Source organism: Rubneribacter badeniensis (assembly GCF_002899695.1).
GTDB lineage: Bacteria > Actinomycetota > Coriobacteriia > Coriobacteriales > Eggerthellaceae > Rubneribacter > Rubneribacter badeniensis.
Genome location: NZ_PPEL01000008.1, coordinates 17265 through 42492 on the forward strand (window position 1 = coordinate 17265; position 25228 = coordinate 42492).

A 25228-nucleotide genomic window follows, 5' to 3' on the forward strand; every position below is an offset into this window, starting at 1 on the left:
GACGTCATCGCAGCGGAAAGCGCCGCCGACCCGCCGCAACCGTCAGCACGACCGCAGCCAGCAAGCCCGTCAGCCCCATGGCCAGCAGGGCGGCTCCCAACGCGTCGCCCGTGGACGCGAGCGGTTTCGGGTCGCCCATCGCGCCGTCCACGCCACCCGCATCGCCCGTGCCGCCGGACGCATCCCGCGGCACGGTGAGCGCCTTCACGCACACGTTCGTCACGTACGAGCGCGAGGAGCCGCCGTCGGACGCAGCCTGCGCTTCTTCTCCAAGCGCCGCAGCCGCGCCAGTCGCGCCGGATCCCGCCGCCTCGCCGCCGGACGTCGTGCCGCGCGCGAGGTCGCGCCCGTAGCCCGCAGGGTCTTCCCACGTCACGCCGTCGGACGACACCCAGCTCACCTCGCGCGTGCCGTCCTCGCCGCGCCCCATGTATTCGGGTTCGGCCCCTGCCAGCTCGGGGTCGGGCGTGAACGTCTCCACGGCCAGCGGATATGCATAGCTTTCGTTCTGAAGCCGCACCACCACCGAGAATGTCTCGCCCGCAGACAGCGCCACCGGCTCGTCAAGCTCCGCGGTCACCCAGCCGGGAAGCTCCTGCACGCCCGAACACGCAGCCACCAGCTCGCCGCCGCGCGGGTCGGAGCCGTCTGCCGCCACACCGCGGCGCACCTCCACCGCATACGCGGTGCCGACGCCCGTCGTGCAGAACTGCACGCGGTCAAGCTGCTCGTCGCGCTCGGACGTGAACACGTTCGCCGCCCAGCCCGCGTTGCCGCCCACCGACAGCGAATCCGTCCAGCCCGCCTCGTCGTACTGGTAGACAGCCTCGTCCGCACGCTTCGTCTCGCCGAACAGAGCCGCCTGCACGTCAAGCGTCGCATCCTCGTACGAGATCCAGAAGTACCCCGCCTCGCCTTGGTCGGTGCCCCACGAGTTCTTGACAAGCCACGCGCCGTCGCTCTCGGGGCGCATCGCCTCGTTGAAGTGGGCGCGCGGGAAATCATCATCCCAGCCCACGACGGCCACGTAATGGTCGGCTGTGTAGCCCGTCTGGCCCGGTGCCGTGTAGTAGCACGAGTTCTCCCAGCTGAAGTTCAGCCCCTGTTGGCTGCAGAACTCGGCCACCACCGGCCCCTCCTCGGCGATGACGCGCTTCGCCGCTGCGCGCAGCGCGTCGCCCTCAAGCGTCTCCCAATAGCCGCCGCTCGCAAGACCCAGCGCCGCCGTACCCGTCAGGCGCACGTCGCTTGCGAAGCGCAGCGCCTCGTCCATCGGCTCGTAGGCCGCATCCGTCTGCCCCTCGCGCGCGATCACGGCGCCCTTGCCAGCCGCAAGGCTGTTCGCTATGGTGAAGGGCGAGGTGCCGCCGCCATAGGGGTTATCGGGCATGAACGCGTTCAGGCCACCGGCCTCGCGCTCCTCGTCGCCCATCGTGGCGAAGTACACGGCATGGAAGGGCGAAAGCCCCGCTTCCACCAACTCATCCGATGCCGCGCCGTCGTAGACGAGCGAGGTTTCCAAAGATGCCATCGAGGCGAACGGCCCGCACAGGTCGGTGGCACCCTGATCGCGCACCGGCGTGGCAAGCCCCTCCTCGCGCGGGTCGAGCGACGAGCGCAGGGCCGGGTCGTCCGGCTCCTCGGGGTCGGGACCGGGTTCGGGCTCCGCCCCGTCCGTCGTGAACGCCTTGATCATCACGTTGCCCACGCCGTCTTCCGCGTTCACCTGAGGATAGCCGCCAAACCGCGAGGGAGAGATGCGCTCCTGCACCTCGGCAGCGGAAAGCGTTGTCACATCGCTCCACGTGGCGCCCCCATCGTCGCTGTAGAAGCTCTCGCCCGCGTTCGCCACGGCCCGCTGCGCCTTTACGTAGCCTCCCTGGGCCTCGTCGGGGTCGTTGGCATCGTAGGCCGCCACCTCAAGCGGCAGGTACGCGCCCTCGCGCCCTTCGATGCGCTCCACCACCGAGAACCGCTGCTCCGCGCCAAGGGCCACCGGCTCGTCCAGCACGATGGTGTGGTAGCCGCCGTACTCCACCTCTTCGGTCTGGCGCGTCGCCGGCGTGCCGTCGGTGGGGCCGGTCGCGTCGCTGTCGAGCAGGTACACCTCCACCTGCACGGTGGAGCCAGGGTTCGCCGTGGTCGCAGACACAGCCTCCAGCACCTCGTCGTCCTCGGCCGTGAACACATTGGCCGCCGCAACGGCCTCCCCGAACGCGCCCGGCTCGATCTTGCCCACGCTCGCAGCGCTCAGGTAATCATACTGGTAGTTCGAATCGTAGCTGAACGAGCCGTCCGCATCGGGCAGATCGACCAAGAAGGACGTGGGCTCGCAAATGCTCATGTCGTAGTACGACAGGTAGAAACAGCCGTCCAAGCCCCAGTCGGCGCTCCAGCTGTTCTTGATGATCCACGCACCAGCGGCGGGCGGCTGCTTGGCAGGATCGCTGGAAAATGTCTCCGGAGAGATCGTGCCGTCCCAGCCCACGATGGCGACGGCGTGGTTGGCCGTCGTGCGCTCGTCCACTTCGGGCGTGACCGGATCATCCTCGGTGATGTAGGCGCGCACGTACTGCGCCCACGTCGCATAGTTGAAATACTCGCTTTCTTTGCGGCCGGGATCGTCCGGATCGGTGATCGGGCGCGACTGATCGGCATGGTAGCTCACGGACACCGCGCCGTTATCCATGAGCGCGCGCTTGATGGCCGCCGTGGCATCAGGATCGTAGGTATAGTTCTCCGTGGAAGGATTCTCCGGATCGGAGAACACGGCGGGGCTGGGAAGCGAGATCACGTCCTGCACATGCACGGACGCGACGGTGCGGTCGCTTTCGGGCAGCGACCAGTTGCCGGAGGTGTCATAGGGATCCCAAATCCCATCCACATCCGTGTACGGGATATCGGCCTCGTCGGCCGCGCCGAACCACGCGGACAGCACGGCGGTGGAAATGCCGTAGTCGCCGCCGGCGTTGAAGGTGAGCTGGGTGTCGGTTGAGGTCGCGCCCTCCGTGCGTTTGGCGAACGCGCCCTCTCCCGCCTGATCCGCGTCCGTCTCGGCCCCCACCGCCGTGCGGCCGAACCACGCCAGCTGGCGCTCGGAGAAATCGGGGGTCGAGCCGTTGGCGAGGCCGCCCTGCACCAGCGTATTGCTCTCAAGCGAGGCCAGCGTGCCGAACGTCCAGCACGAACCCCACGGGTTCTGGAACTTCACCGGTGTGGAAACGCCCGTCTCGCGCAGGTCGAAGCGCGCGGGCAAATCGCTCTCGTCCTCGTAGGCCGCGCGGACGCCCGCCGCCGCATCCGGGTAGTTGTAGCGCGACAGGGCGGCAACGCTCGGCGCGGAGAACGCACCGGGCCGCACGTCGGCAACCGCCCAATCGCCCCCGCCCGCATCCGTAGAGCCGTCCTCCGCAAGCACCTCCCGGCCGTCGGCGACGCCCACAAGCGAGCCGTCGGCAACACCCGACGCCGCGCCGTCCTCCGCAAGCGAGCCATCGGCAGAGGCCGCACCACCCGGGTTGCCCTCTGTCGTCGAGTTGTCGTCCGACGCCAAGCCACCACCCGACGGCGACCCGTTGTCCGACACCGCCCCACCCGCCGCCATCGAGCCATCGGCGGCACCCACCACCTCATCCGACGCACCGGCCGACTGCTCAGGCTGCGCGAACGCCGCCGCGGGCACCAGCCCGCACGCCAAAACCGCGCTGAGCGCCAGCGCGAACAGCCGCTTCGCCATAGATGCCCCTTCCTGCCGCACGACGCAACGCCTCCTTAGCGGTACAAAACCGTCACCAGCTGGCTCATGACGGTGTCGCCCGACCCGCAGGGGTTCACTTTCACATCCACGATCTCGCGCCCGTTTTGCTGCAGGAAGCCGATGACGCCCTCCATGGTGAGCGACAGGTTCTTGTACGAGGTCAGCCCCGACGATCCCTGGAAGCAGCCCACATGCAGAGCGCCGTCCTTCTCGGCCACCGACTCCACAGTGACGCCCATCTCGTCAAGCGCCTTCGCCACGCGCTCCTGCAGTTTCTCCTCGTCGGACTTCCCCGAACCGAACAAACCCATGATGGTTCTCCTTTCGCACTCCCTCCGCCGCAACGCGGAAGGACCTGTATCGAATCAAGCGGCCGGAAGGCACCCCTCCGGCCGCCACCTGCACCTACATACGCGCCCGCGCGCTACTCCTTGCCGATGAACCGACGCATCGCCACCGCCGCACCAGCGGCAAGCGCCGACAGGCCGCCAACGCACGCAACCGCGATACCGAGCGTCGCGTCATCGCCGGTCCGCACCAAGGCGCCGTCGCCCTTCCCATCGGATCCGGCGTCGGGCTTCTCCTCGGAGCCGCCGCCCGAGCCGCCCGAGCCGCCCGCCTCCTTCAAGCCGTCAGCCTTCGCGGCATCGAATGCCTCGCGCGCGGCGGCAAGATCCGCAGCGGCGCGCTCGATGTCGCCCGTAAGCGGACGCTCTGCGCCCACGGCTGTCTCGGCAGAGGCGATGGCCGCTTCGAACGCGTCATGGGCGGCCTGCGTCACCCACGGCGTGCCCTTCGCCACATCGGAGCCGTCCGCGCTCACGACGGTTTGCGCCAGATCGTTGCGCGCATCCTTGATGGCGTCCTCAAGCTGTCCGATGTCCTGCTCGGTGGCAGGATCGTCGCCGCCTTCTTCAACCGGATAGCCGTACGCCTTGATGGGCGGGTTGTCCGCCTCGTAGCCCGACTCTTGGAGCACTGCGGAAACCTCAGAGAAGTCCATCCACTCGGAGTTCTCCCCGCCGTCGGCGAACCCATAGAGGAAACTCTCGCCCTCGTTCACCACACCCTCGGAATAATAGCTGGGAAGCACCACCTGAGCGGCCTCTTCGGATCCTTGGACTTGCTCCAAGGTATCTTTGCCAACCCCGATATCCCAGCTAATGTAGGTCTTGCCGTCGTCCAAGCACCGCTGCGTCACCACCACCGAGAAGCGATCGCCCGCATCAAGGGTGAACGCCTGATCATCGGTCAATTCCACCGTATGGAAACCGCCCCAGTCGAACGTCCGCTCCACCGCAACCAGCTTCTGGCCCTCGGTGGGCAGGGTCGCGCCCTCGTCAAGCAGGTACGCCTCGAAGGTCACCTGCGTGTTGGGGCACGTCGTCTCGCAGGTGAGCTTGCGAATCTCTTCCGTCTCGCCAGCCTCGAAGACGTTCGCCATGCTGCTTGGATACGAAGAACCCGAACTGAAAACGCTTGATGAGGGCATATAGTCGTACTGGTGCGCAAGGTAGTACTCGGCCTCGCTTTGCACGGACTCCACGGAGAAGTCGAACGCCTCGGGGTTGCTGATGGTCTTGTCCCAGTACGAGAGGTAGAAGTAGCCGTCTCCGTGGCCGTCGCCGTTCTCGTCGGTGCCCCAGCCTTCGGGGTGCCCGTTGGGGAACTCCCCGTGCGAACCCCAGCTGTTCTTGACGATCCACGCGCCGTCGGCGTGCGGCCGTGTGGCGGGGTCGACCTTGCCCGTTTTCGGGTCGGGGTTGCCGAAGTTCTCCTTGGCGTAATTGTCGTCCCAGCCGACGATGGTCACGGCGTGGGTGATGGGAACCTTGTCATGGGTGTAGTGCGCCCACGATTTGTCCTCGTTGTTGCCGGGATTCATATAGCCCGCCTCGGTGACCTGCTCGGGCTTCGATTTATCTGCGCAGAACGAGATGGCCACGCCGCGCCCCTCGTACAGCTGCTGCTTGATGGCATCGTTGGCGCGCTCGGCGTTCTCGTAGCTCTTCGCGGCGCTCTCGTGCTCCCCCGCAGCCATTTCGTCGCCCGCCGTGGCATTGTAGTCACCCGGCGAGGGCAGCTGCACGGATTCCTCGAACTCCACCATCTGCTGGAAGCGATACTCCTCGTCCACCGACCAGTCGTCGTCGGCGCTGTAGTGGTAGGGGTATTCGTTGCCCTGGTCGTCTTTCTTCGTTTCGATCTTCCCTGCTTTGCCCCGATAGGGCACCTCCGATTCCGGAACGGGGCCGATGCCCGACGAGAACAGGGAGGTTCCAAACACCGATGTTCCGCCGCTGTCCAAGCGCGCGCTGCCTTCTTTGAGGCTTACCATGCCCTCGCCGCCTTGGCCGGAATCGTCGTCGGGCAGAAGCGGCGTGTAGGTGAACCACGCCAGATGGCGCTCCGAGAGGTCCTTGGCCTCGTCGGGCAAGGCGATGCGCTTCTGCGCGGCCTCGGAAAGGATGCTCGTCTCGGAGGCCGCCACAACGCCGAACGACCAGCAGGTGCCCCACGGGTTCTGGAACTTCACCGGCGTGACGACGTTGCCGAATTTATCATTATTGCGCAGGTCGAACGTTTCAGGCAGAACATCCGCCGAAAGCGCGTTCGCCGCCGGTGCGGGCGAGGCCCAACCGAACACATCCTCGCCAATGCTGGTGGAATCGGCCGAAGGCAGAAACTGCTCTATGCCTCCCCCTGCGACCTCCTCCGCAGATGCCGCAGAGGGCGCGCCCATGAGCCCGGCCGCAAGCATCGCCGACACGGCCACCTGGGCCGCATGCCGGCCAAAGGGCCGTGGGCGCTTTTCATCTTCCATGCTGCACCTCCAGTTCCTCTTCACGCCTTGCGCGCTGCGCGCCGCACCCCCCATAGCCTTCGCGGACAAACCGCTCAAGGGAATCGGAGCGCGCATCTGGCCGCATGCGATCTCAAGGGGCGCGTTCTATGCGCTTCGCGCGCTGCCGCACCTGCATGCGGGCTTACGGCGACCGCATCGCCGCAAGCCCGCTCCCTACTCTCCGCGCGCGCTGCGGCGCCGAACCGCCGCAGCTGTCAGTGCCAACGTCGCCAGCGCGCCCGCGCCCACGGCAGCCAGCACCGCCGTCGGCGCGCCCAGCGCATCGCCGGTGGAGGCCAGCGGCCGCAGCGTCTCGCCCGAGCCCTCGGCGTCCGTGGGCGCGGGGTCGGGTGCCGGACCGGGTTCAGGCGTCGGCTCAGGCTCGGGGCCTGGCTCCGGATCGGGGCCGGGCTCCGGTTCGGGCGCCACGTAGTCGCCCGGCTGCTCCACCGTCTCCACCGCCGTGGCGCTGAAGATGCGGTTCGGCGCGTTCTCCGTAGCCGCCAGCACATAGAAGTTCCCCCGGTAGGCCGTGGCCGCCGGAGCCAGCAGCACCTGATGGGATGCACGCTTTTCGTACGCCGTCGGCGTGACCGACCGCCCGATGCCCAGTTCATAGGTATCGGCCGTGCCGTCGGCGCTCTCGGCGCCCGCCAGCAAGAAGCCGCCCGCCACCGCACCCGCGGCGTACGACGTTCCCCCGGTGCTTTCCACGAGGGACGAGAAGTCCACCGCCGTGCCCGCAAGGAGGCCATCCTCGCCCGCCGTCAGCACTTCGGCATCCGACACGCCACTGAACATGCCCGCCGAGGACACGCCGGCCGACACCACGAACGCACCGTCGCCGTACGCCACCTGCGGGCGCACGCGCGCCCTGGCTAGCTGGCCCGCCATCTCGAACGGTTCCTCGTCGGCAGATTCCCGCTCGAGGTTCATCCGGCACACCGTCACGTTGTCGGCCCCGCCCACAACGCCGCCGAACAGATACAGATCTTCGCCGTCGCTCGCCATCGTGCAGAGGATCGGCCCTTCCGCATTCCCCGCATAGCCGCAGTCCAAAGGCTCCCACGTCCCATCGGCGGCAAGGCGAACGAGCGCCACCCTGTCGGTTCGGTCGGTCAACAGCAGCACCAGCGCACCGTCCAGCGTGGCACCCGTCGCGTCCACGACATCGACCAGCCCCGCCTTGGAGATGAGGTCGGAGGGAAACGCCACACGCTCCCACGCCTGACCGTTAGGGTCATAGCGCAACAGGCCCTCGATAGCGGTCGTCTCGTACACCGTATCGCGACGCGGCAGGCAGTACACCGAGCCGTTGTAGCCCACGAGCTGCCACGCGCCCCACTCGTCCAATTCCTCGGGGACGGGCAGCCCCGTCCGGTCGTAGTAGGCCACGTCCGCGCGCTCGCCCAGGTCGGCCAGCTGTTCGCTGCGCTTGCCGTTCGCCTCCGCGCGCACGACCACCTGCCCGCCCGCGAAGCCCGCAGGCTTCCGCACGGTCAGCTCGGCCTTGCCGTCGCCCAGATCGCGCCGCCCGGTCACCTCGGCGGGCGCGCCGTCCAGCGAGACGACCGTGCCCTCCGGCATGAAGTAGCCCTGCACCTTCACCGTGTCGCCTTCATCGGCCACCGCCGTGATGGCCGGCCCGAGGTCGTCCTCGAGCGCGTTGTCCACCGACACGCTGCCGCCCGTGGAGCACAGCCCCCCGTAGGCTTCGCCCGGCTCGGCGGCGGCGCGCAGCAGGGCCGCCAGCCTCTCCGCCGACTTCGCGGGGTCGCCGCCCTCGGCGTCGGCCAGCCCCGCGCCCGCCAGCACAGCCGCTGCGCCCGTCGCCACCGGCGCAGCCATCGATGTGCCCTGCATGTAGGCATAGGGCACCACATTGCTGCCAAGGCCGATGCTATCCACAGAGATGGTGCCCGGCGTGTAGCCCGCCTGCACAAACACGCCGTCCGAGAAAAAGACCTTCTGCAGATAGCAATACACCTGCAGCGAGAAATGCTCCCAATCCGTGTTCTCGGGCAGCGCGGCATAGAAGCCCGCCCACGAATCGCCACCAGCCCCAAACGACGAAAGCGGCGTCAATTGAGCGATGGAAACGCCCCCACCGACAACAGGCACGATCAAAGCCGCGCCAGGAAACACGCTGTCCGCAGCTCCTTCGAGAGGCGCACCCGAAAGGCGCACGCTCACATACTTCGGCTTCTCGGTCAAGCCGGAAAGATCCACCGTCTGACCCGCAAGCATGGCGAAGGGAACCCCCGATGCCGCCACCTCGGCGGAGTACTCCACCTGAAGCGCGCGGTCGCCGTCGAAACTCCGCTCCCCCGCCTCGCCCACATGCGCTTCCGCATTGGCGCTCGTAAAAACAAGGCCGGGGAAGCCGTCGCCCAGGGCCTCGTCCGCGCGGCTTTTCCCATCGAAGCTCTCGTAGATCACCGCATCGGGATCCGCTTCGCCCAGGTACCCCGCCACAGCCGTGCCCCACGTGGAGAGGATGCCGGAACCCGGCGCCATCACGTCGGTGGTGGTTTCGCCATACTGGGTGAACAGCGAGGGCGCGCCCGTGGGGTCGACAGAACCCACCGTCACCACGTAGGGGTTCTCCACCAACGTGCTGTTCGTGGAGCCCGCCGCATCGGTGTCGTACGCGCAGTTGCCCACGGCCACCACGCTCGTAACGCCCGCTTGGCCCAGCTCCGCCATCGCGCAGTTCACCGCGCGCGACTGATTCTGGCTCCACCCCCAGGAGTTGTTCGCCACCCGCACGTTCACGCCGGCCTCGCGCGCTTGCCGCACGAAATCGAGGGCCGCCAGTGCATCGACGTTCGTGCTGCCGGTGGTGACGGACATGATGCGCACGTTCGGGGCGAGGCCGCTCACGCCCTGCCCGTCCCATGCCGCGCCGATGATGCCAGCCACGTGCGTGCCGTGATAGTTGGTGATGCCCGTGGTGGAGGTGAGGCCGGGTGCGGTGGCATGGTTGGAGACGAACCCGTGCTCGTCGGCGCCGGGAATAGCCTCCAGCCGCGCCCGCACATCGGCAGGCTCGTCATTCCACGACCACATCACCGAGGCCAAATCGGGGTTAGTCGCATCCACGCCCGTGTCCACGACGGCCACCACCACGTCCTCCAAGTTCAACTGCGAGGCATCTTGAGTCGCCCATGCCGCGAAATCCACATCGACAGCCCCTGCGGCATCGATGCCGCCCATGCGGCCATCGTTGTCGAACGCCCACAGAAATTCATTCAAATCGGGGGTTTCCCCGTCCGTCTCACCTGCGGCGGGCGCGCTCACCGTATCCGCAGCAGGTGCGTCGGCGGGTTCTGCGGAAAGGAAAGCGGAAGAAGCGAGAGCGTCCAAAGCATCTGAAGAAACGGCAGAACCGGAAGGATCCGAAACCTCCTCGATGCTCACCACGGCGTTCGGCTCGGCGAATGCCACACGCGGATCGGCTTCAAGCTCGGCGATCAGCTCAGCTGTGGTCTTGCCCTCGTCGCGCACCAGCACAAGGCGGCCCGCAGATGGCTCCTCCGCAGATGTCCCCGTGCCCAGCGCCTCCTCCGCCGCAGCGGCACCCACCTCCATCAAGTCCTCGGCTCCCGCCAGCGCATCATCGCCGGAAGCGTTCGCCGCGAGAAGCTGCGCGCCACCCGAAGCATCATCCAGCACGTACGCAACGGCCTCATGCTCCACATACGTGCCGGGCTCCAGCTGAAGCGGCTCCGCTGCGGACGGCGCACCGTCCGCAGCCGCCGCACCATCCACCTCGTCCGCGAGCGCGAACCCTGCGGGCAGCGGCACCAAAGAGCATGCCAACGTCGCGGCCAAAACGCCGGAAAGCCATCTCGCCCCACGCCTCTTCTCCATGCAAATCTCCTTCTACCGCTCGCGCACGCTGCGCCGACGCAGTGCCGCAGCCGCCAGCGCCAGCGTCGCCAGCGCGCCCACGCCAACGGCGGCCAGCGCCGCAGTCGGCGCACCCAGCACATCGCCGGTGGAGGCCAGCGGTTGCAACGCTTCGCCGGAGCCCTCGGCGTCCGTGGGCGCAGGGTTGGGCATCGGACCGGGTTCAGGCTCCGGCTCGGGGTCGGGCTTCGGCTCGGGGGCAACGTAATCGCCCGGCTGCTCCACCGTCTCCACCGCCGTGGCGCTGAACGCGCGGTACGGCTCGTTCTGCACGCCCGCCAGCACGTAGAGCTGGCCGCGATAGGCCGTAGCCGCCGGGGCAAGCAGCTTCTGCCACGAAGCGCGCTTGCCGTACTGCTCGGGGTCGGAAAAGCCGTCGTCCGCCAACAGGTAGGTGTCGGTTGCACCGTCGTCGCTTTCGGGGCCGACGAGCGCAAAACCGTCCGCGAGCGCGCCTGACGCCCAAGCCAGCTGCCCCGTCTCGGTCACGAGTGCCGTCGTGTCCACCGACATGCCCACAAGCCACCCGGCGGGAAGCGGCTCGTTCGCATCCTCATCCCAACCGCCGCTTTGCGGCATCACCAAATCGATACCCGAAACACCGCCCGCCTGATAACTCGCGGAAATGCCACCCGAAACCACGAACGAGCCGTTGCCGTACGAAACCTGAGGGCGAATGCGCCCCACAGAAAGCTCGCCGCATGTTTCAAGCGCCTGTGCATCGAAATTCACGCGATACACAGCCTTGCCGTCTGTCGTCTTGCCGTTCGCGAAACCCAAGCCCCCGAACACATACGCGGACTCGCCGTCGCTCGCCAGCGTTCCGAACGCCGGCGTGGCGGGCCCAAGCGAGAACATGCAGCCGGTGGGCTCCCACGTTCCGCTCGCCGTGTAGCGGACGAACGTGATGGAACCCGGTGCATCGGCCAGCTGCAACACCAGCGCGCCATCCACCGTGGCACCCGACACGTCGATGATGCCTTGCAAGCCTGCCGCCTGCGCAAGATCCGTCGGCAGCGGCACGCGCTCCCACTCCTGCGCATCGGGACGATAGCGCAGGATGAAGTCGTGTGCGTTCGGCTCCACGTCGAAGTTGGTCGTGCGCGGCAGACAGTAGATGTCGCCGTTGAAGCCCACCAGCTGCCACGAGCCCCAATCGTCAAGCTCCTCGGGGACGGGCAGGTTCGTCTGGTCGTAATAAGTCGCGTCCACACGCTCGCCCAAGTCGGCGCGGTGGCTGGCCAGTTTGCCGCTCGCCTCCACGCGCACGACCGTCTGGCCGCCCGCGAAGTCCTCGGGCTTCTGCACCGTCAGGCGCGCCTTGCCGTCGCCGAGGTTGCGCCATTCGGCCACCTCGGCGCCCACGTCGCCCAGCGTGACAGCCGTCGCGCCCTCGGGCATGAAGTAGCCCTCCACCTCCACAGTGTCGCCCGCATCGCGCACCGCCGTGATGGCCGGTCCGGGGTTCTCCGCGCCGTCCACCGTAGCGTAGCCACTCGTGGAGCACAGGCCCTCGTAGCGCTCGTCGTACACGGCCGCACCCTTCACGAGCGCCGCCAGCTTTTCAGCCGACTTCGCCTTGTCGCCTTGGACGTTCGCTTCGCCCATGCCGGCCAGCACCGCCGCCGCGCCGGCCACTGCGGGAGACGCCATCGACGTGCCCTGCTGGTACCCATAGGGCACCAAATCGCTGCCCAAGCCGATGCTGTCAATCGTCAGCGTTGCAGGAACGGGGCTGCCCGTCTGATGAGCGCCGCCCTGCATAGACATCTCGATCACCTTATAGTCGATCTGTATCTGGAACTGCTCCCAGTCAACATCTTCGGGAAGTTTCGCCGTAAAGCCAGACCACGAATCGCCACCGATGCCGAACGAAGAGCCCGCCACGGGAGTAAGTTTCGCCGCACGAGGCTCACTCATTTCGGGGTCGTTAGTCTGCTTCACCAAAACGATAGCTTGACCGAGCACAAACGAGTCCGTTGCGTCGGAGGTCGCCGTGGTGCGGATGCTGAGATAGCGAGGCTTCTCGGCCGCACCGGAAAGATCGATGGGATCGCTCGCCACCACGTTGAACGAGTCGTTGTCGGAAATAGGATCGTAGCTCAATTCAAGCGCAGCGTTTCCGTCGAAGCGCTTGCCGTCCTCGCGCACCTCGATCGAAGAAGCTCCGGCTTTCGAGGAGAACGAAAGGTAGGTGCCGCGCACGGCATGAGCATCGTCGCCATCGGAATTCGCCACCCCCGTCTGCCCTTCCCCAAGGGGAGCGCTCGCATGGCTTTCATCGTCGAAACTCTCATACAGCACGGCTTCTTCGTCTTCCTCGCCAAGGTAGTTCGGGCCATTGGCCCCACCCGCCTCGTCGGTGGCCCACGTGGATAGGATGGTGGAGCCGGGGGCCATCACGTCGGTGGTCGTCTCGCCGTATTGGGTGAATGTGGCGGGCTCGCCCGTGGGATCAAACGCGTCCACCACCACGACATAGGGGTTGTCGGCCAGCGTGGTGGCCGTGGTGGCCGCCGCATCGTTGTCGAACGCGGAGTTGCCGGACGCGAATACGCTCGTGACTCCCTGTTGCCCAATCTCGGTCACCGCGAGGTCGACGGAGCGCCACATGCCCTGCCCGAAGCCCCACGAGTTGTTGGACACCCGCACGTCCACGCCCGCGTCGCACGCGCGGCTCACGTAATCGAAGCACTGCAGCACGCCGGCGAGCGTATCGCCGTGGCGCACCGCCATGATGCACGCGTTCGGTGCGAGGCCGCTCACGCCCTGCCCGTCCCACGCCGCGCCGACGGTGCCCGCCACGTGCGTGCCGTGGTAGCTAGTTATGCCGGTGGTGGAGGTGATGCCCGCCGCCGGGTCGGCATCTGCGGCGAAGCCGTGCTTGTCGCCGCCGATCTTTTGCTGCAACTCCGACGACGCCTCCCACATGACCGGCGCGAGATCGGGGTTCGAGGCGTCCACGCCCGAGTCGATGACGGCCACAACCACCTCTTCAAGGCTGCCCGCCGCCTTGTCGGCCCATGCGCCGTAGCCCATATCCACCGCATCGCTCTCCGAGATGCCGCCCATGCGGCCATCGTTGCTAAAGCCCCACACGAAGTCGTCGAGGTCGGACGCCGGACCGTTATCATCTTCGCCCCACACGAACTCGGTGGGTGTGTCATCGTTCGGCTCGGTCGCGTCGGAGCCGGAGGCGTCGTCGCCGTTTGCGCCCGCGCCCTCTGCGCCGTTCGATCCGTCGGCACCCTTGAGCGCGTCGCCCACGCTCTCGGCACCGCCCTGCGACACGCTGCCGTCCGCGCCCTCGGTCGCGCCGTTCGTGGCCGATTCGGTCGCACCGGTCGTATCAGCCGCATCCGACTCGCCAGCTGCATCCGGCTCGCCATCCGCATCAGCCTCGGCCACCCACTCCCCGACGAGCGCTTCGTCCGAAAGCGCGGCCTGCGCCGCCTCTTCGTCGGCATCGATCGTCTCCACCACGGCGTTCGGCTCGGCGAACACCACGCGCGGATCGGCTTCGAGCTCGGCGATAAGCTGCTCGGTCGTCTTGGCCTCGTCGCGCACGAGCACGAGGCGGCCGGCCGCAACCTCGGCCTCCCCATCTGCCGAGAGCGAGCGCGCGAAGGCCGCGGCCTCGGACGCGTCGGCGTCGCCGCCAAGCGCCTCGGCGGCCGCGCCCGCCACGATATCCATCAGTTCCTGAGCGCCGTCGAGCACCCCGTCGTCGGACGAGAACGCCCGCGCCCCGCCGTCCATCACGTACGCAACGGCCTCATGCTCCACATAGGTGCCGGGTTCCAACTGAAGCGGCTCCGCTGCGGACGGCGCACCGCCCGCAGCCGCCGCGCCATCTGCCTCGTCTGCGAACGCGAACCCTGCGGGCAACGGCGTCAAAGAACACGCCAATGTCGCGGCCAAAACGCCGGAAAGCCATTTTCTCCCGTGTCTCTTCTCCATGAGAGCCCCCTTCTACCGCTCGTTCACGCTGCGCCGACGCAGCACCGCAGCCGCCAGCGCCAGCGTCGCCAGCGCGCCCACGCCAACGGCGGCCAGCGCCGCAGTCGGCGCACCCAGCACATCGCCGGTGGAGGCCAGCGGCTGCAGCGTCGCGCCCGATCCGTCGGCGTCTGTGGGCGCGGGATCGGGCTCGGGCAGCGGGGTCGGCGTCGGCTCGGGCTCGGGGCCGGGCTCCGGACCGGGCGCCACGTAATCGCCCGGCTGCGCCACCGTTTCCACCGCCGTGGCGCTGAAGATGCGGTACGGTGCGTTTTCCGTAGCGGCCAGCACGTAGAAGTTCCCGTTGTAAGCCGTGGCCACCGGCGTGAGCAGCTTCTGGTGCGACGCGCGCTTGCCGTAGTCCGCCACGCTGCCATCTGCGGCGTCCAGCGTGAAGGTGTCGGTGGCGCCGGATACGCCCTCGATGCCTGCCAGCATGAAACCGTCCGCCACCGCGCCCGATGCCAACTGCTGCGAGCTACCCTCCGGGAACACGCCCGCTCCGTCTACTTTCTCACTCACAGCGGTGCCGTCCTGCGCCATCGTCACGCGATCGACGCCCGATATACCACCGCCTTGATTCAGGGAACCGACACCCGACGACACCAGAAACGCCCCGTTGCCATACGATACTTGCGGAGCGCTGCGCGGCCTGCTCAACTGGCCGACGGCCTCAAACAAGCCGCCATTCGGATCCACGCGATAGATACTATTCTCCGCTTTCGTTTCCAGATTATAGCCGCCGAACAAATACACGTTCTTTCCGTCGCTGCCCAAGGTGGCCAGCATAAGAGCCCCGTCGGCCTCGTCTTGCACGCCCGCACAACGTTCCCATGAACCGTTGGAATCCATCGTCAACCACACCACGCCGTCGCTCGCCGATTCGGTGCTTGCTTTCATGGTGAGGCGCAGCAGCAGCTTCCCGTCAACCGTGGTTCCGGTGGCATCCACCAACGCGCTGCCGCCCTCCGGCATGCTGGGTTCTATTAACTCCGAAGGAAGCGCCACCTCGCTCCAGAGCTGCCGGTCGGGGTCGTAGGCCCAGATGCAGCTGAGCGGCACCGACGGGTCGCTCGCCATCTCAAACACCGTCGAACGCGGCAGGCAGTACACCAAGCCGTTGTAGCCCACCAGCTGCCAGGCGCCCCGCTCGTCCAGCCCCTCGGGAACGGGCAACCCCGTCTGGTCGTAATAGACCGTGTCTGTGCGCTCGCCGAAATCGGCCAGCTGCTTGCTGTGCTTGCCGTTCGCCTCCGCGCGCACGACCACCTGCCCGCCTGCGAAGCCCGCGGGCTTTTGCACGGTCAGCTCGGCCTTGCCGTCGCCCAGTTCGAGCCGCCCGGTCACCTCGGCGGGCGCGCCGTCCAGCGAGACGGCCGTGCCCTCCGGCATGAAGTAGCCCTGCACCTTGACCTCGTCGCCCGCGTCGGCCACCGCCGTGATGGCCGGGCCGAGGTCGTCTTCGACCAGCGCGTTGTCCACCGACACGCTGCCGCCCGTGGAGCACAGCCCCTCGTAAGCCGCATTCGGCTCGGCGGCGGCGCGCAGCAGGGCCGCCAGCTTCTCCGCCGACTTCGCGGGGTCATCCTCCACCTCTGCCAGCCCCGCGCCCGCCAGCACGGCCGCCGCGCCTGCTGCCGCCGGCGTGGCCATCGACGTGCCGTCGAGATAGGTATAGGGCACCGTATCGCTGCCGAGGCCGATGCTGTCTATCACCAGCGTGCCCGGCACCAAAGTAGGCGCCTCGGGACCGCCCGGCTGCCCGTATTGCAATCCATCCACATAGGAGAACTTCGAGAGCATGCATAATATCTGTATCTGGAAGTGCTCCCAATCAATAGAGTCGAACTCGGGCGCTTTGGAAAGATCAAGGGAGAACCCGCCCCACGAGCCGCCGCCCAAACCAAATGCTTGGGGGATCAGTGAGGCCGCCGGTATCCAGTCGCCATTTTTCATTTTCACCTGAACAAGCGCGCCCGCAACGGCAGCTTCGTCAGCTTTTGGCATGTAGCGGATGCTCATATGCGTGGGAGGTTGCTCCACCCCCGAAAGATCGATCACGCTGCTTTCCAGTATCGCCACGCCAGTGGGCATTGTCACTTCCAACGCGGCATCGCCATCGAAGCGGCGCTGATCGCCCACCTCCTCTATCGAGCAATCAGAACTTCCTCTCGGATGAAAGGTAAACGCCTTCGCTTCCGCCTCATCCACTCCTGCGGCCGCATGGCTGCTCCCGTCGAAGCTCTGGTACAGCACCGCTTCGGCATCCCCTTCGGCCAAATACTGCTGCATGGCCGTGCCATAGGTTGACAAGATGCCGCCACCTGGCGCCATCACATCGGCGGTGGTTTCCCCATATTGGGAAAACGGCGACATCTCGCCCGTGACATCAAGGGAAGACACCGCCACCACATACGGATTGTCCGCCAGAAGCGTAGGCGTGGCGGGTGCCTCATCGTTGTTGCGCGCTGAATTTCCCACGCCGAACACGCTCGTTATGCCCCGCTTTCCTATCGCGGTGATTGCAAGGTCGATGGAGCGCCACTGAGGCTGGCCCATCGTCCACGAATTGTTCACCACCTCCACCGGCACGCCCGCATACCGCGCCGCAGCCAAGTAATCGAGGCAGCGCAAAATGCCGGACAGCGTGTCGTCGTGTCGCACGGACAGGATGCTCGCATTCGGCGCGATGCCGGAAGTGCCCATGCCGTTCCACTCCGCGCCGATGATGCCGGCCACGTGCGTGCCGTGATAATTGGCGATGCCCGTGGTGGAAGTGGTGCCGGGCGCGCCAGCAGAGAAACCGTGCTCATCGGCACCGGGAATGTCCTGCAGCTGGGCCTTCGTCGCATCGGAGCAGTCATTCCACGACCACATGACCGGGGCCAAATCGGGGTTGGAGGCGTCCACGCCGTTGTCCAGGACGGCCACCACCACCTCATCAAGGCTCGTGGCGGCTTCGGGGTTGTTCCAATCCCCGTAATCCACATCGGCGGCTTCCTCTGCGGAAACGCCGGCCATGCGCCCGTCGTTATCGGCGTACCACTGGAACTCGGTAAGGTCGGGAATGGAAGCGGCTGACGCATCGCCGTTCGCGGCGGGCGCGGGCTCGGTCGCATCAGTCTCGCCGGCCGCATCGGAATCGTCGCCCGCGCCTGCGGCACCGCCCTGCGACGCGCCGTCCTCCGCACCCTCGGACGTGGCGGTCATGTCAGTCTCGCCAGCCACGCTGGCCGCGCCAGTCTCGTCGACCTCGCCGGCCGCACCAGCCGCGTCGGGCCCACCGGGTCCGTCGGCCGCACCAGCTTCACCGGATCCACCATCCGCGTCGGCCGTCGCGGCCTCGGCCACCCACTCCCCGACGAGCGCTTCGTCCGAAAGCGCGATCTGCGCCGCCTCTTCGTCGGCGTCGATCGTCTCCACCACGGCGTTCGGCTCGGCGAACACCACGCGCGGGTCGGCCTCCAGCTCGGCGATGAGCTGCTCGGTCGTCTTGCCCTCGTCGCGCACGAGCACGAGGCGGCCAGCTGGAGCCTCGGCCTCCCCGTTCGCCGAGAGCGAGCGCGCGAAGGCCGCGGCCTCGGACGCGTCGGCATCGCCGCCAAGCGCCTCGGCGGCCGCGCCCGCCGCGATATCCATCAGATCCTGGGCGCCGTCGAGCGCCCCGCCGCCAGACGAGAGCGTCCGCGCCCCGCCGTCCATCACGTACGCGATGGCCTCGTGCTCCACGTAGGTGCCGGGCTCAAGCGCCAGCTGCCCTGCCTCGGCACCGGCCGCATTGCCCGATCCAGCGCCCGCAGCCGGCTCGTCGGCCCATGCCGCGCCCACCGGCACCGGCACAAGCGAGCACGCCAACAGCGCCCCGAGCGCTATGTTTCCCAATCGTTTCATTATCTCCTCCGACATCGCGCGCATGCAAAAAATCGGACTTATGATAAAGAAGGCTGTGCAACAAAACGGCAACAAAACAACGAGGATTCCCGCGAACGGCCCACCATCCTCACACAACGAACGGCAGCAACCGAGCCGAACCGAACCGTCCATCTGCGACCCAGAGACAACGCGTTCTGCCGCCCGCGATCCTCAGCCAAACAAAGCCAAACAAAACCCTCCAAATAGGTTACATGTTGCAATAGTTGTATTATTTGCTACTATTGCAACATATGAAAAGACGAAGCAACATATCCGCTCTGGAAGAACTCGCAGCGTCCGAAGCCGGCGTGTTCACCGCCGCGCAAGCGCGACTACGCGGAATCCCACGTTACGCGCTGGCCTATGCTGAAAAAACGGGGAAGACCGAGCGCATCGCCCACGGCGCATACCGGCTCTCCTCCTCCATCGACGACGGCCTCGACGGGCTGCGCGCGGCGTACAAACTCACCGCTCCCGAAACATGGACCCACGAGCGTATTCGCTCCTTCGACGGATTCGCCGCCACCGGCGCTACGGCGGCGCACATTCATGGGATAGGCAACTTTCATCCCGACCCATACGAGATCGCCGCGCCCCGCCGGTTCAACAGCCGCATGGAAGGCGTACGATTCCCTATCAGGCTCCTTTCGGAGGCCGACATCGTTTGGAAATCGGGAATCCCCGTCACGCGCGTGGAAGCGACGATTGCCAGCCTCGTCGACTCCGACGAAGACGCCTCCCTCGTTGCCGATGCCTTCGTGGAAGCAATCAGGAAGTACGGTACTGTCGACATGGACATACGCGAGCTTCGCAAACAGCTTGGAGCGGACCGTTACGACAAGCTACTCCGCGCGGCGGGGATCGCGCCATTCGGCGAGGCCGAGCTCGTCGAGACGGACGGCATGGGACACGTCGCACTCATCGAGAAGAAGGAGGGCTGATGGCAGGGTATTCTTCGCCGAGGGCATTGGAGATGGCCGTCAAGGAAGCGGCGAAGCGCTCGGCTCTGGACACGAACCGAGCCATCGCGGGATTCTATTTCCACAGGCTGCTTTGCAGGGTGTTCTCCAATCCGTGCTCACCGTTCGTCCTCAAAGGGGGCCTCGGCGCGCTCGCCCGCACGACAGATGCGCGATATACGCGCGACATCGACCTTGCGACAAACTCGCTTGACATAGATGCCGCCGTGGACGAGTTGAGGGCTCTCGCCTCGAAAGATCTCGGCGATTTCGTTTCGTTCGGATACATCGGCTGCAACCCCATCAAAGCCGAAGACGAGTATCGCGAAGGCCGCACCATAACCTTCGATGTATTCCTCGGAGCAAAACGAGTTCAAACCGTTTCGATCGATCTCGTGGCCGACGAGATCGACTGCGGTAAGCCCGATCGGATTTCGCCCGCAGATCGCATCGAGCTTGCCGGAATCGAATCGTACGATTATCCGGTGTATCCTGCCGAACGAGCCGTGGCAGACAAAGCTTGCGGTATCGTGGAACGCCATAGCGGCAGACCCTCCTCCCGCGTGAAAGACCTCGTGGACATTGTCGTGTACGCCCGAAACGTCGCATTTGGCTTCGATACCCTGAGCGCCGCTTTGAAAACGGAATTCTCAGTACGCAAACTGGCATCGAGCCGAACATTCAGTACGCCACCAGAATGGGGCGATGCTCAGGCTCGCCAATACAGGAGATTGGCCGAACAGACGGGAACGCCCAACCATTTCCATGATATTCGCAACGCCGAAACGCTAGCCAAAAAGCTGATCGAACCGTGTTTATCGGATCGAACGGATTTGAGTGTTTGGAGCACGAAAACGTTGACTTGGGAGTGATTCACCCAAGCAAGACTAACGGAACACGAACACGAGAGAGCGGTGAACCTTGGATCAACCCTGGATTCAATTTGCCTCTAAAATCGGATTCATTTATACTCTGAAACCGGATTCAATTTGCCTCTAAAATCGGATCGCTTTACGAAAGGCCCGTTCATGAAGCAGGGAGCGCTCAAGCCGGAAGGATATCTGCCGAGGGTGTGCGACAGCGTGCTGTCCGAACTGCTGGACACGTTCGCGGCCGTCGAGGTGGCGGGCACCATGTGGTGCGGAAAGACGTGGACGTCCCTCTCGTTCGGGGAGAGCGTGACCCGGGTGGGGCGCGCCAACGTCAGGCAGGCGGTCGAGGCCGACCCTGCGGTCGCGCTTGTCGGCGCCAGGCCCCATGTGGTTGACGAATGGCAGGACGTGCCTCCCATCTGGGATGCCGTGCGCGATGCCGTTGACAGCTCGGAGGGCGGGGCCGGGAGCTTCATCCTCACGGGATCCTCGTCGCCCAGCAAGCACCTCGTGAGCCACAGCGGCGCGGGGCGGATAGCGAAGCTCCGCATGCGCACGATGTCGCTTGCCGAAACAGGAGAGTCTTCCGCGTCGGTTTCCCTTGCGGGGCTGTTCGACGGGCGGTTCGAGCCGGCGCTCGTGCAGCAGCGCCTCGCCCCGCTTGCGGAAACCATATGCCGAGGCGGCTGGCCCGCCTTGCGCAACGCGGACTTCAACAAGGCTTCGCGCTACCTCGACTCGTATTTCGACGCCGTTTTCGAGACCAGCGTTCCGCGACGGGGCCTTGACGGGGGCGAGTCGCGCAGGGTCGCGCAGTCGCTCGCACGCAACCTGGGGACGTCCGCGAAGCTGGCGACCATCGGCGCGGATGCTTTCTCCGACGAGCTGTCGAAGGCCACTATCGAGAAAAGGGCCGCGGAGCATATCGCCGCGCTCGAGGCGCTCTACGTGGTCGAGAGCGTCGCGGGGTGGGACGCGCCCATCCGGTCGAAGAGCCGGTTGCGCACCAAGCCGAAGCGCTACTTCGCCGATCCGTCGCTGGCGGCGAGCCTGCTGCACGTTGATCCGCAGAGGCTGGTGTCGGACGGGCAGCTTTTCGGCATGCTGTTCGAGGCGCTTTGCATGCACGATCTGGCGGTGTACGCCTCGGCCCTGCCGCACGCTCCCGCAGACCCGCTGCGCTATTACCGCGATTCCGACGGGCTGGAAGTGGACGCCATCATCGAGCTGCGCGACGGAAGATGGGCCGGCTTCGAGGTGAAGCTGGGCGACAGCAAGGTTGAGGAAGGCGCGGCGGCGCTCAACCGCCTGCGGGCGAAGGTGGCCGCGAATCCCGCCGCCCGCAACCCTCGGCCCGAGTTCATGGCGGTGATCGTGGGCGCGGGCGAATTCGCTCGCTACGATGCGGCGTCCGACGTGTACGTCATTCCGCTCACCGCGCTGGGAGCCTAAGCGACGAGGTCTTCGCAGGGTGTAAAACACCGAACAGGAAGAGTGTATTTTCCCGAACGGAAAGGGTGTAAAATACCGAACGAAGCGATTTCGAACCATCATGCGCGACAGGAGGCCACATGCCCGCCGAAACCTTGACCCCGAAGAACTATCGCCCCCGCCTGATCGAGGGACGCCTCGACACCCTCATGAAGGCGTTCGGCTGCGTTGAGATCACCGGGGCGAGATGGTGCGGCAAAACCTGGACGGCGCTTTCCCGCTCCGCGAGCGTCACCAAACTCGACGAGCCGGCCGAACGCGAGGCGGCGACCGTCGACCCCAAGCTCGCCCTGCTTGGGGAAAGGCCCCACCTCGTGGACGAATGGCAGGAGGTGCCGACCGTCTGGGACGCCGCGCGGCGCTACGTCGACGACTCGGGGAACGCCCGCGGGTCGCTCCTCCTGACCGGATCGACCAGCCTCCCTGCGGACAAACGCAAAGACGTGCGCCATTCGGGAACCGGGCGCATCGCCCGCTTGACCATGCGTCCCATGGCCCTCTGCGAATCGGGAGACTCCACGGCCGAAGTGTCCCTCCGCTCTCTGCTCGAAGGGGAAGAGCTTGCTCCCGCACGATGCTCCACAGACGTCGAGGACATCGCCCGCCTTTGCTGCCGAGGAGGATGGCCCGCCAACATAGGGATGCCCGACGAAGTCGCCTTGGAGACGGCGGGCCAGTACGTGCGGTCGGCGCTCGACGTCAACGTCACAGAGCAGCGGCGCTCGCCCGAAATCGCCGAAGCGCTCATGCGCGCGCTCGCCGTCAACGAGGGTCAAGCGGCCACATACAAGACGCTTGCGAAAGATATGGCGGGCGAGGGCCGAGGGGTCGACGACGACACCATCGCGTCGTACCTCGATCTGTTCGGGCGCATCCACCTGATCGAGCAATTGCACGGGTGGGAGCCTCCCATGAGGTCGAAATCCCGCGTGCGCGTCAAGCCGAAGCGCTCGTTCGTCGACCCTTCCCTCGCCGCCGCGCTCCTGCACGCCACGCCCTCACGTCTTCTGCGCGACACGCAAACGCTCGGTCTGCTGTTTGAAAGCCTCGTCCTGCGCGACCTGCGGGTGTTCCTCTCAACCTATCCGGGGCTTGGCAACGGCGTGTGCTACTACCGAGACGACAAGGGGCTGGAGGTGGACGCGATCATCGAGTACGAGGGCAGGTGGGCCGGCATCGAGGTCAAGCTCAGCGATGCAAAGATCGATGAAGGGGCTCGAAGCCTCAACCGTCTGCGTGACAGGATGTCCGCGAACGGGGCCGCCCGAAACGCCGAACCGGTATTCCTCGCCGTCGTCGTCGGCAAAGGAAGCCTTGCTTACACGCGCGACGACGGGGTGATGGTGATCCCCGCGACGCTGCTCGGAGCTTAAGGGCGGCGAGCCGGACGCCCCCAAGGGCAAGCTGCGACGTAACCCTGCCGAGGTCGCCTTGGGGAGGGCTGCTGAAGTGGCCAGCGCGAGCCGATTTTCGCCCTTTTCGGAAAATGTCGTGCGGATCGCGATCGCGCCAATCGCGGCCCTCGCGTCGAATCACCCCCACCCTGCCTATGACTAAGTGCCCGGTTTTGCACCTCGGATGGCAATCAACCTGCTCAGCCAGTTGTTTGCTTTTTGATCAGTAGATCATTTGCTTTTTGATCAGTTTCCTGTTTGCTTTTTGCTCAATGGATACTATAATGCCTGATAAATAATGCGCAAAAAGGAGACGCACTATGCACTATCTCCCTCGATTAATAGATGCAAAACTCGCCCAATACATCCGAGCGTTCGGTGCGGTTTCGCTTCGCGGCCCCAAATGGTGCGGCAAAACCACCACATGCCTGCAGCAGGCAGGAAGCGCCTACTACCTTACCGAGCGCAACACGCAAGAACTCGCCCGCATAAACCCCGAAAACTTATTTTCCGGCAATCCTCCCATTCTGCTTGACGAGTGGCAGCGCGTTCCGGAGCTTTGGGATGCCGTGCGCAGCGACGTAGACCGCGTCCAAGAAAAGGGGCGGTTTCTGCTCACGGGATCGACAACGCCGAAGCATGTGCATCACAGCGGCACCGGGCGTATCGCGCGCCTGAAAATGAAAAGCATGACCCTCAGCGAATCGGGAGAATCCTCTGCCCAAATAAGCCTTAGTTCGCTTTTCTCCGAATCGGACATATCGGGCGCGCAGGAAGAGCCGTCCCTCGAAAGCCTCATCAATCTCATATGCCGCGGCGGATGGCCCGCATCCATCGGAAGCCCTCTTGAAGCCACTCTTCTGGTTCCCCGCGAATACGTGGCCGCAGTGTGTGACCCCGATGCGGCAGATATGGAAGGCGAAGATGCGATAAGGTTCAATGCCCAGAAAATGCGCGCCCTTTTGCATGCGTTCGGCCGCACGACCGCGCAGCTGGTGAACAAGTCGACGCTCTTAAAGGATTTCAGCAGAGGCGGCGAGCATGCAGACGGCAAAGCCGAAACCATCCGTTCGCGCAACACGCTGGATGCCTATATAGATTACCTAGAGCGCTCCTACGTCATAGAAGAGCAGCCCGCGTGGAATCCTGCACTGCGCTCCCCCTTGCGCCTGCGCATTTCTCCCAAATGGCACTTGATAGACCCGTCGCTTGCGGTGGCCGCGATGGGAGCCACCCCCGAAATGCTGAAAAAGGATGTCAAAACGCTCGGCTTTTTGTTTGAATCCCTTTGCTACCGGGATTTGTCCGTGTATGCGGCCTGCATGGACGCGCAGGTATATCACTATCGGGACAATTCCGACCTTGAGGTTGATGCCATCGTGGAGCGGACGGATCAATCGTGGGGTGCGTTCGAGGTGAAACTGGGAGCCGCCCAAGTTGACGATGCCGCCGCAACGCTCAATCGTCTTGAGCGGAAAATGGCGCTGGCCGGTCAGACCGCGCCATCGTGCAAATGCGTGATTGTGGGGCAGGGACGCTTCGCCTATCGCCGCCCCGATGGCGTGGCCGTTGTCCCCATAACCATGCTGGGAGCTTAAGATCGCTCCGACGGTTTCAATTCGCGCCGATCCGTCCCTCGCCGCAGCCCAGCTGGGCAGGGGACCCGAAGCGCTCGTGCGCGACTGGCAGGCTTTCGGCACGATGTTCGAGAACCTGTGCATCCGCGACCTTCTCGTGTACGCCCAAGCCCTCCCCGACATCGGATTCGAGCCGATCAGGTACTATCGCGACGATTCCGGCCTAGAGGCAGACGCGATCATCGAGCTGGCAGATGGAAGATGGGCGGCTTTCGAAGTCAAGGTCGGCGAGGAGGGCGTGCCCGCCGCGGCCTCGAACCTCAAGCGGCTCCGCGGGAAGCTTCGCGGCAACCCGAAGGCGCGCGTGAGGGAGCCCGAGTTCATGGCCGTCATCACCGGCCTTTCCCACTATGCCCGCGAAGTAGGCGAGGGCATCTACTCCATTCCCATCCGCGCCCTCGCGCCCTGAGGGCATGCCGAGCAAGGAGCCGAGCCGCTTGCATCCGGCCG

At 65.7% G+C, this 25228-nt stretch carries 12 protein-coding genes; 6 read left to right on the forward strand and 6 right to left on the reverse strand.

All coding sequences use genetic code 11. The annotated features are described in order from the left end of the window. Window positions 1–4: 4 nt before the first annotated feature. The 6 genes from C2L80_RS03000 to C2L80_RS03025 all read right to left on the reverse strand — a co-directional run bounded on the left by C2L80_RS03000 (window position 5) and on the right by C2L80_RS03025 (window position 18404). A complete protein-coding gene (locus tag C2L80_RS03000) occupies window positions 5–3736 on the reverse strand; it encodes a lectin like domain-containing protein (protein WP_103262608.1) in 3732 nt (1243 codons plus the stop codon). A 35-nt stretch (window positions 3737–3771) separates the two neighbouring features. Continuing rightward, a complete protein-coding gene (locus C2L80_RS03005; RefSeq protein ID WP_103262609.1) occupies window positions 3772–4068 on the reverse strand; it encodes a hypothetical protein in 297 nt (98 codons plus the stop codon). A gap of 113 nt (window positions 4069–4181) precedes the next feature. Next, window positions 4182–6581: a C1 family peptidase gene (locus C2L80_RS03010; protein ID WP_103262610.1), complete on the reverse strand. Its 2400-nt coding sequence runs from the start codon at window positions 6579–6581 to the stop codon at window positions 4182–4184. Window positions 6582–6776: 195 nt separating this feature from the next. Next, complete coding sequence (locus tag C2L80_RS03015) at window positions 6777–10475, reverse strand: S8 family serine peptidase (RefSeq protein ID WP_103262611.1); 3699 nt, start codon at window positions 10473–10475, stop codon at window positions 6777–6779. Between the two features lie 12 nt (window positions 10476–10487). Continuing rightward, window positions 10488–14474, reverse strand: a complete 3987-nt coding sequence (locus tag C2L80_RS03020) for a S8 family serine peptidase (RefSeq protein ID WP_103262612.1) — start codon at window positions 14472–14474, stop codon at window positions 10488–10490. Window positions 14475–14486: 12 nt separating this feature from the next. Continuing rightward, window positions 14487–18404 (reverse strand): S8 family serine peptidase, encoded by a 3918-nt coding sequence (locus tag C2L80_RS03025; RefSeq protein WP_103262613.1) that lies wholly within the window; start codon window positions 18402–18404, stop codon window positions 14487–14489. A gap of 245 nt (window positions 18405–18649) precedes the next feature. Between C2L80_RS03025 and C2L80_RS03030 the strand changes: the two genes are divergently transcribed. The 6 genes from C2L80_RS03030 to C2L80_RS03055 all read left to right on the forward strand — a co-directional run bounded on the left by C2L80_RS03030 (window position 18650) and on the right by C2L80_RS03055 (window position 25187). Next, a complete protein-coding gene (locus C2L80_RS03030; RefSeq protein WP_239938677.1) occupies window positions 18650–19366 on the forward strand; it encodes a type IV toxin-antitoxin system AbiEi family antitoxin domain-containing protein in 717 nt (238 codons plus the stop codon). Then, the gene (locus C2L80_RS03035; RefSeq protein ID WP_087196687.1) at window positions 19366–20256 is read left to right on the forward strand and encodes a nucleotidyl transferase AbiEii/AbiGii toxin family protein; all 891 of its coding nucleotides are present in this window, start codon (window positions 19366–19368) and stop codon (window positions 20254–20256) included. The genes C2L80_RS03030 and C2L80_RS03035 overlap by 1 nt, the downstream gene beginning before the upstream one ends. Window positions 20257–20412: 156 nt before the next feature. Then, complete coding sequence (locus C2L80_RS03040; RefSeq protein WP_087196689.1) at window positions 20413–21708, forward strand: ATP-binding protein; 1296 nt, start codon at window positions 20413–20415, stop codon at window positions 21706–21708. A 119-nt stretch (window positions 21709–21827) separates the two neighbouring features. After that, a complete protein-coding gene (locus C2L80_RS03045; RefSeq protein WP_092199130.1) occupies window positions 21828–23120 on the forward strand; it encodes an ATP-binding protein in 1293 nt (430 codons plus the stop codon). A gap of 341 nt (window positions 23121–23461) precedes the next feature. After that, a complete protein-coding gene (locus tag C2L80_RS03050; protein ID WP_087196693.1) occupies window positions 23462–24739 on the forward strand; it encodes an ATP-binding protein in 1278 nt (425 codons plus the stop codon). A gap of 19 nt (window positions 24740–24758) precedes the next feature. Beyond that, window positions 24759–25187, forward strand: a complete 429-nt coding sequence (locus tag C2L80_RS03055; protein WP_275668724.1) for a DUF4143 domain-containing protein — start codon at window positions 24759–24761, stop codon at window positions 25185–25187. The last annotated feature ends 41 nt before the right edge of the window (window positions 25188–25228 follow it).

Coding starts and splice junctions, on each gene's coding strand:
- C2L80_RS03000 (WP_103262608.1), bottom strand. CDS start 3,736: ATGGCGAAGCGGCTGTTCGCGCTGGCGCTCAGCGCGGTTTTGGCGTGC.
- C2L80_RS03005 (WP_103262609.1), bottom strand. CDS start 4,068: ATGGGTTTGTTCGGTTCGGGGAAGTCCGACGAGGAGAAACTGCAGGAG.
- C2L80_RS03010 (WP_103262610.1), bottom strand. CDS start 6,581: ATGGAAGATGAAAAGCGCCCACGGCCCTTTGGCCGGCATGCGGCCCAG.
- C2L80_RS03015 (WP_103262611.1), bottom strand. CDS start 10,475: ATGGAGAAGAGGCGTGGGGCGAGATGGCTTTCCGGCGTTTTGGCCGCG.
- C2L80_RS03020 (WP_103262612.1), bottom strand. CDS start 14,474: ATGGAGAAGAGACACGGGAGAAAATGGCTTTCCGGCGTTTTGGCCGCG.
- C2L80_RS03025 (WP_103262613.1), bottom strand. CDS start 18,404: ATGAAACGATTGGGAAACATAGCGCTCGGGGCGCTGTTGGCGTGCTCG.
- C2L80_RS03035 (WP_087196687.1), top strand. CDS start 19,366: ATGGCAGGGTATTCTTCGCCGAGGGCATTGGAGATGGCCGTCAAGGAA.
- C2L80_RS03040 (WP_087196689.1), top strand. CDS start 20,413: ATGAAGCAGGGAGCGCTCAAGCCGGAAGGATATCTGCCGAGGGTGTGC.
- C2L80_RS03045 (WP_092199130.1), top strand. CDS start 21,828: ATGCCCGCCGAAACCTTGACCCCGAAGAACTATCGCCCCCGCCTGATC.
- C2L80_RS03050 (WP_087196693.1), top strand. CDS start 23,462: ATGCACTATCTCCCTCGATTAATAGATGCAAAACTCGCCCAATACATC.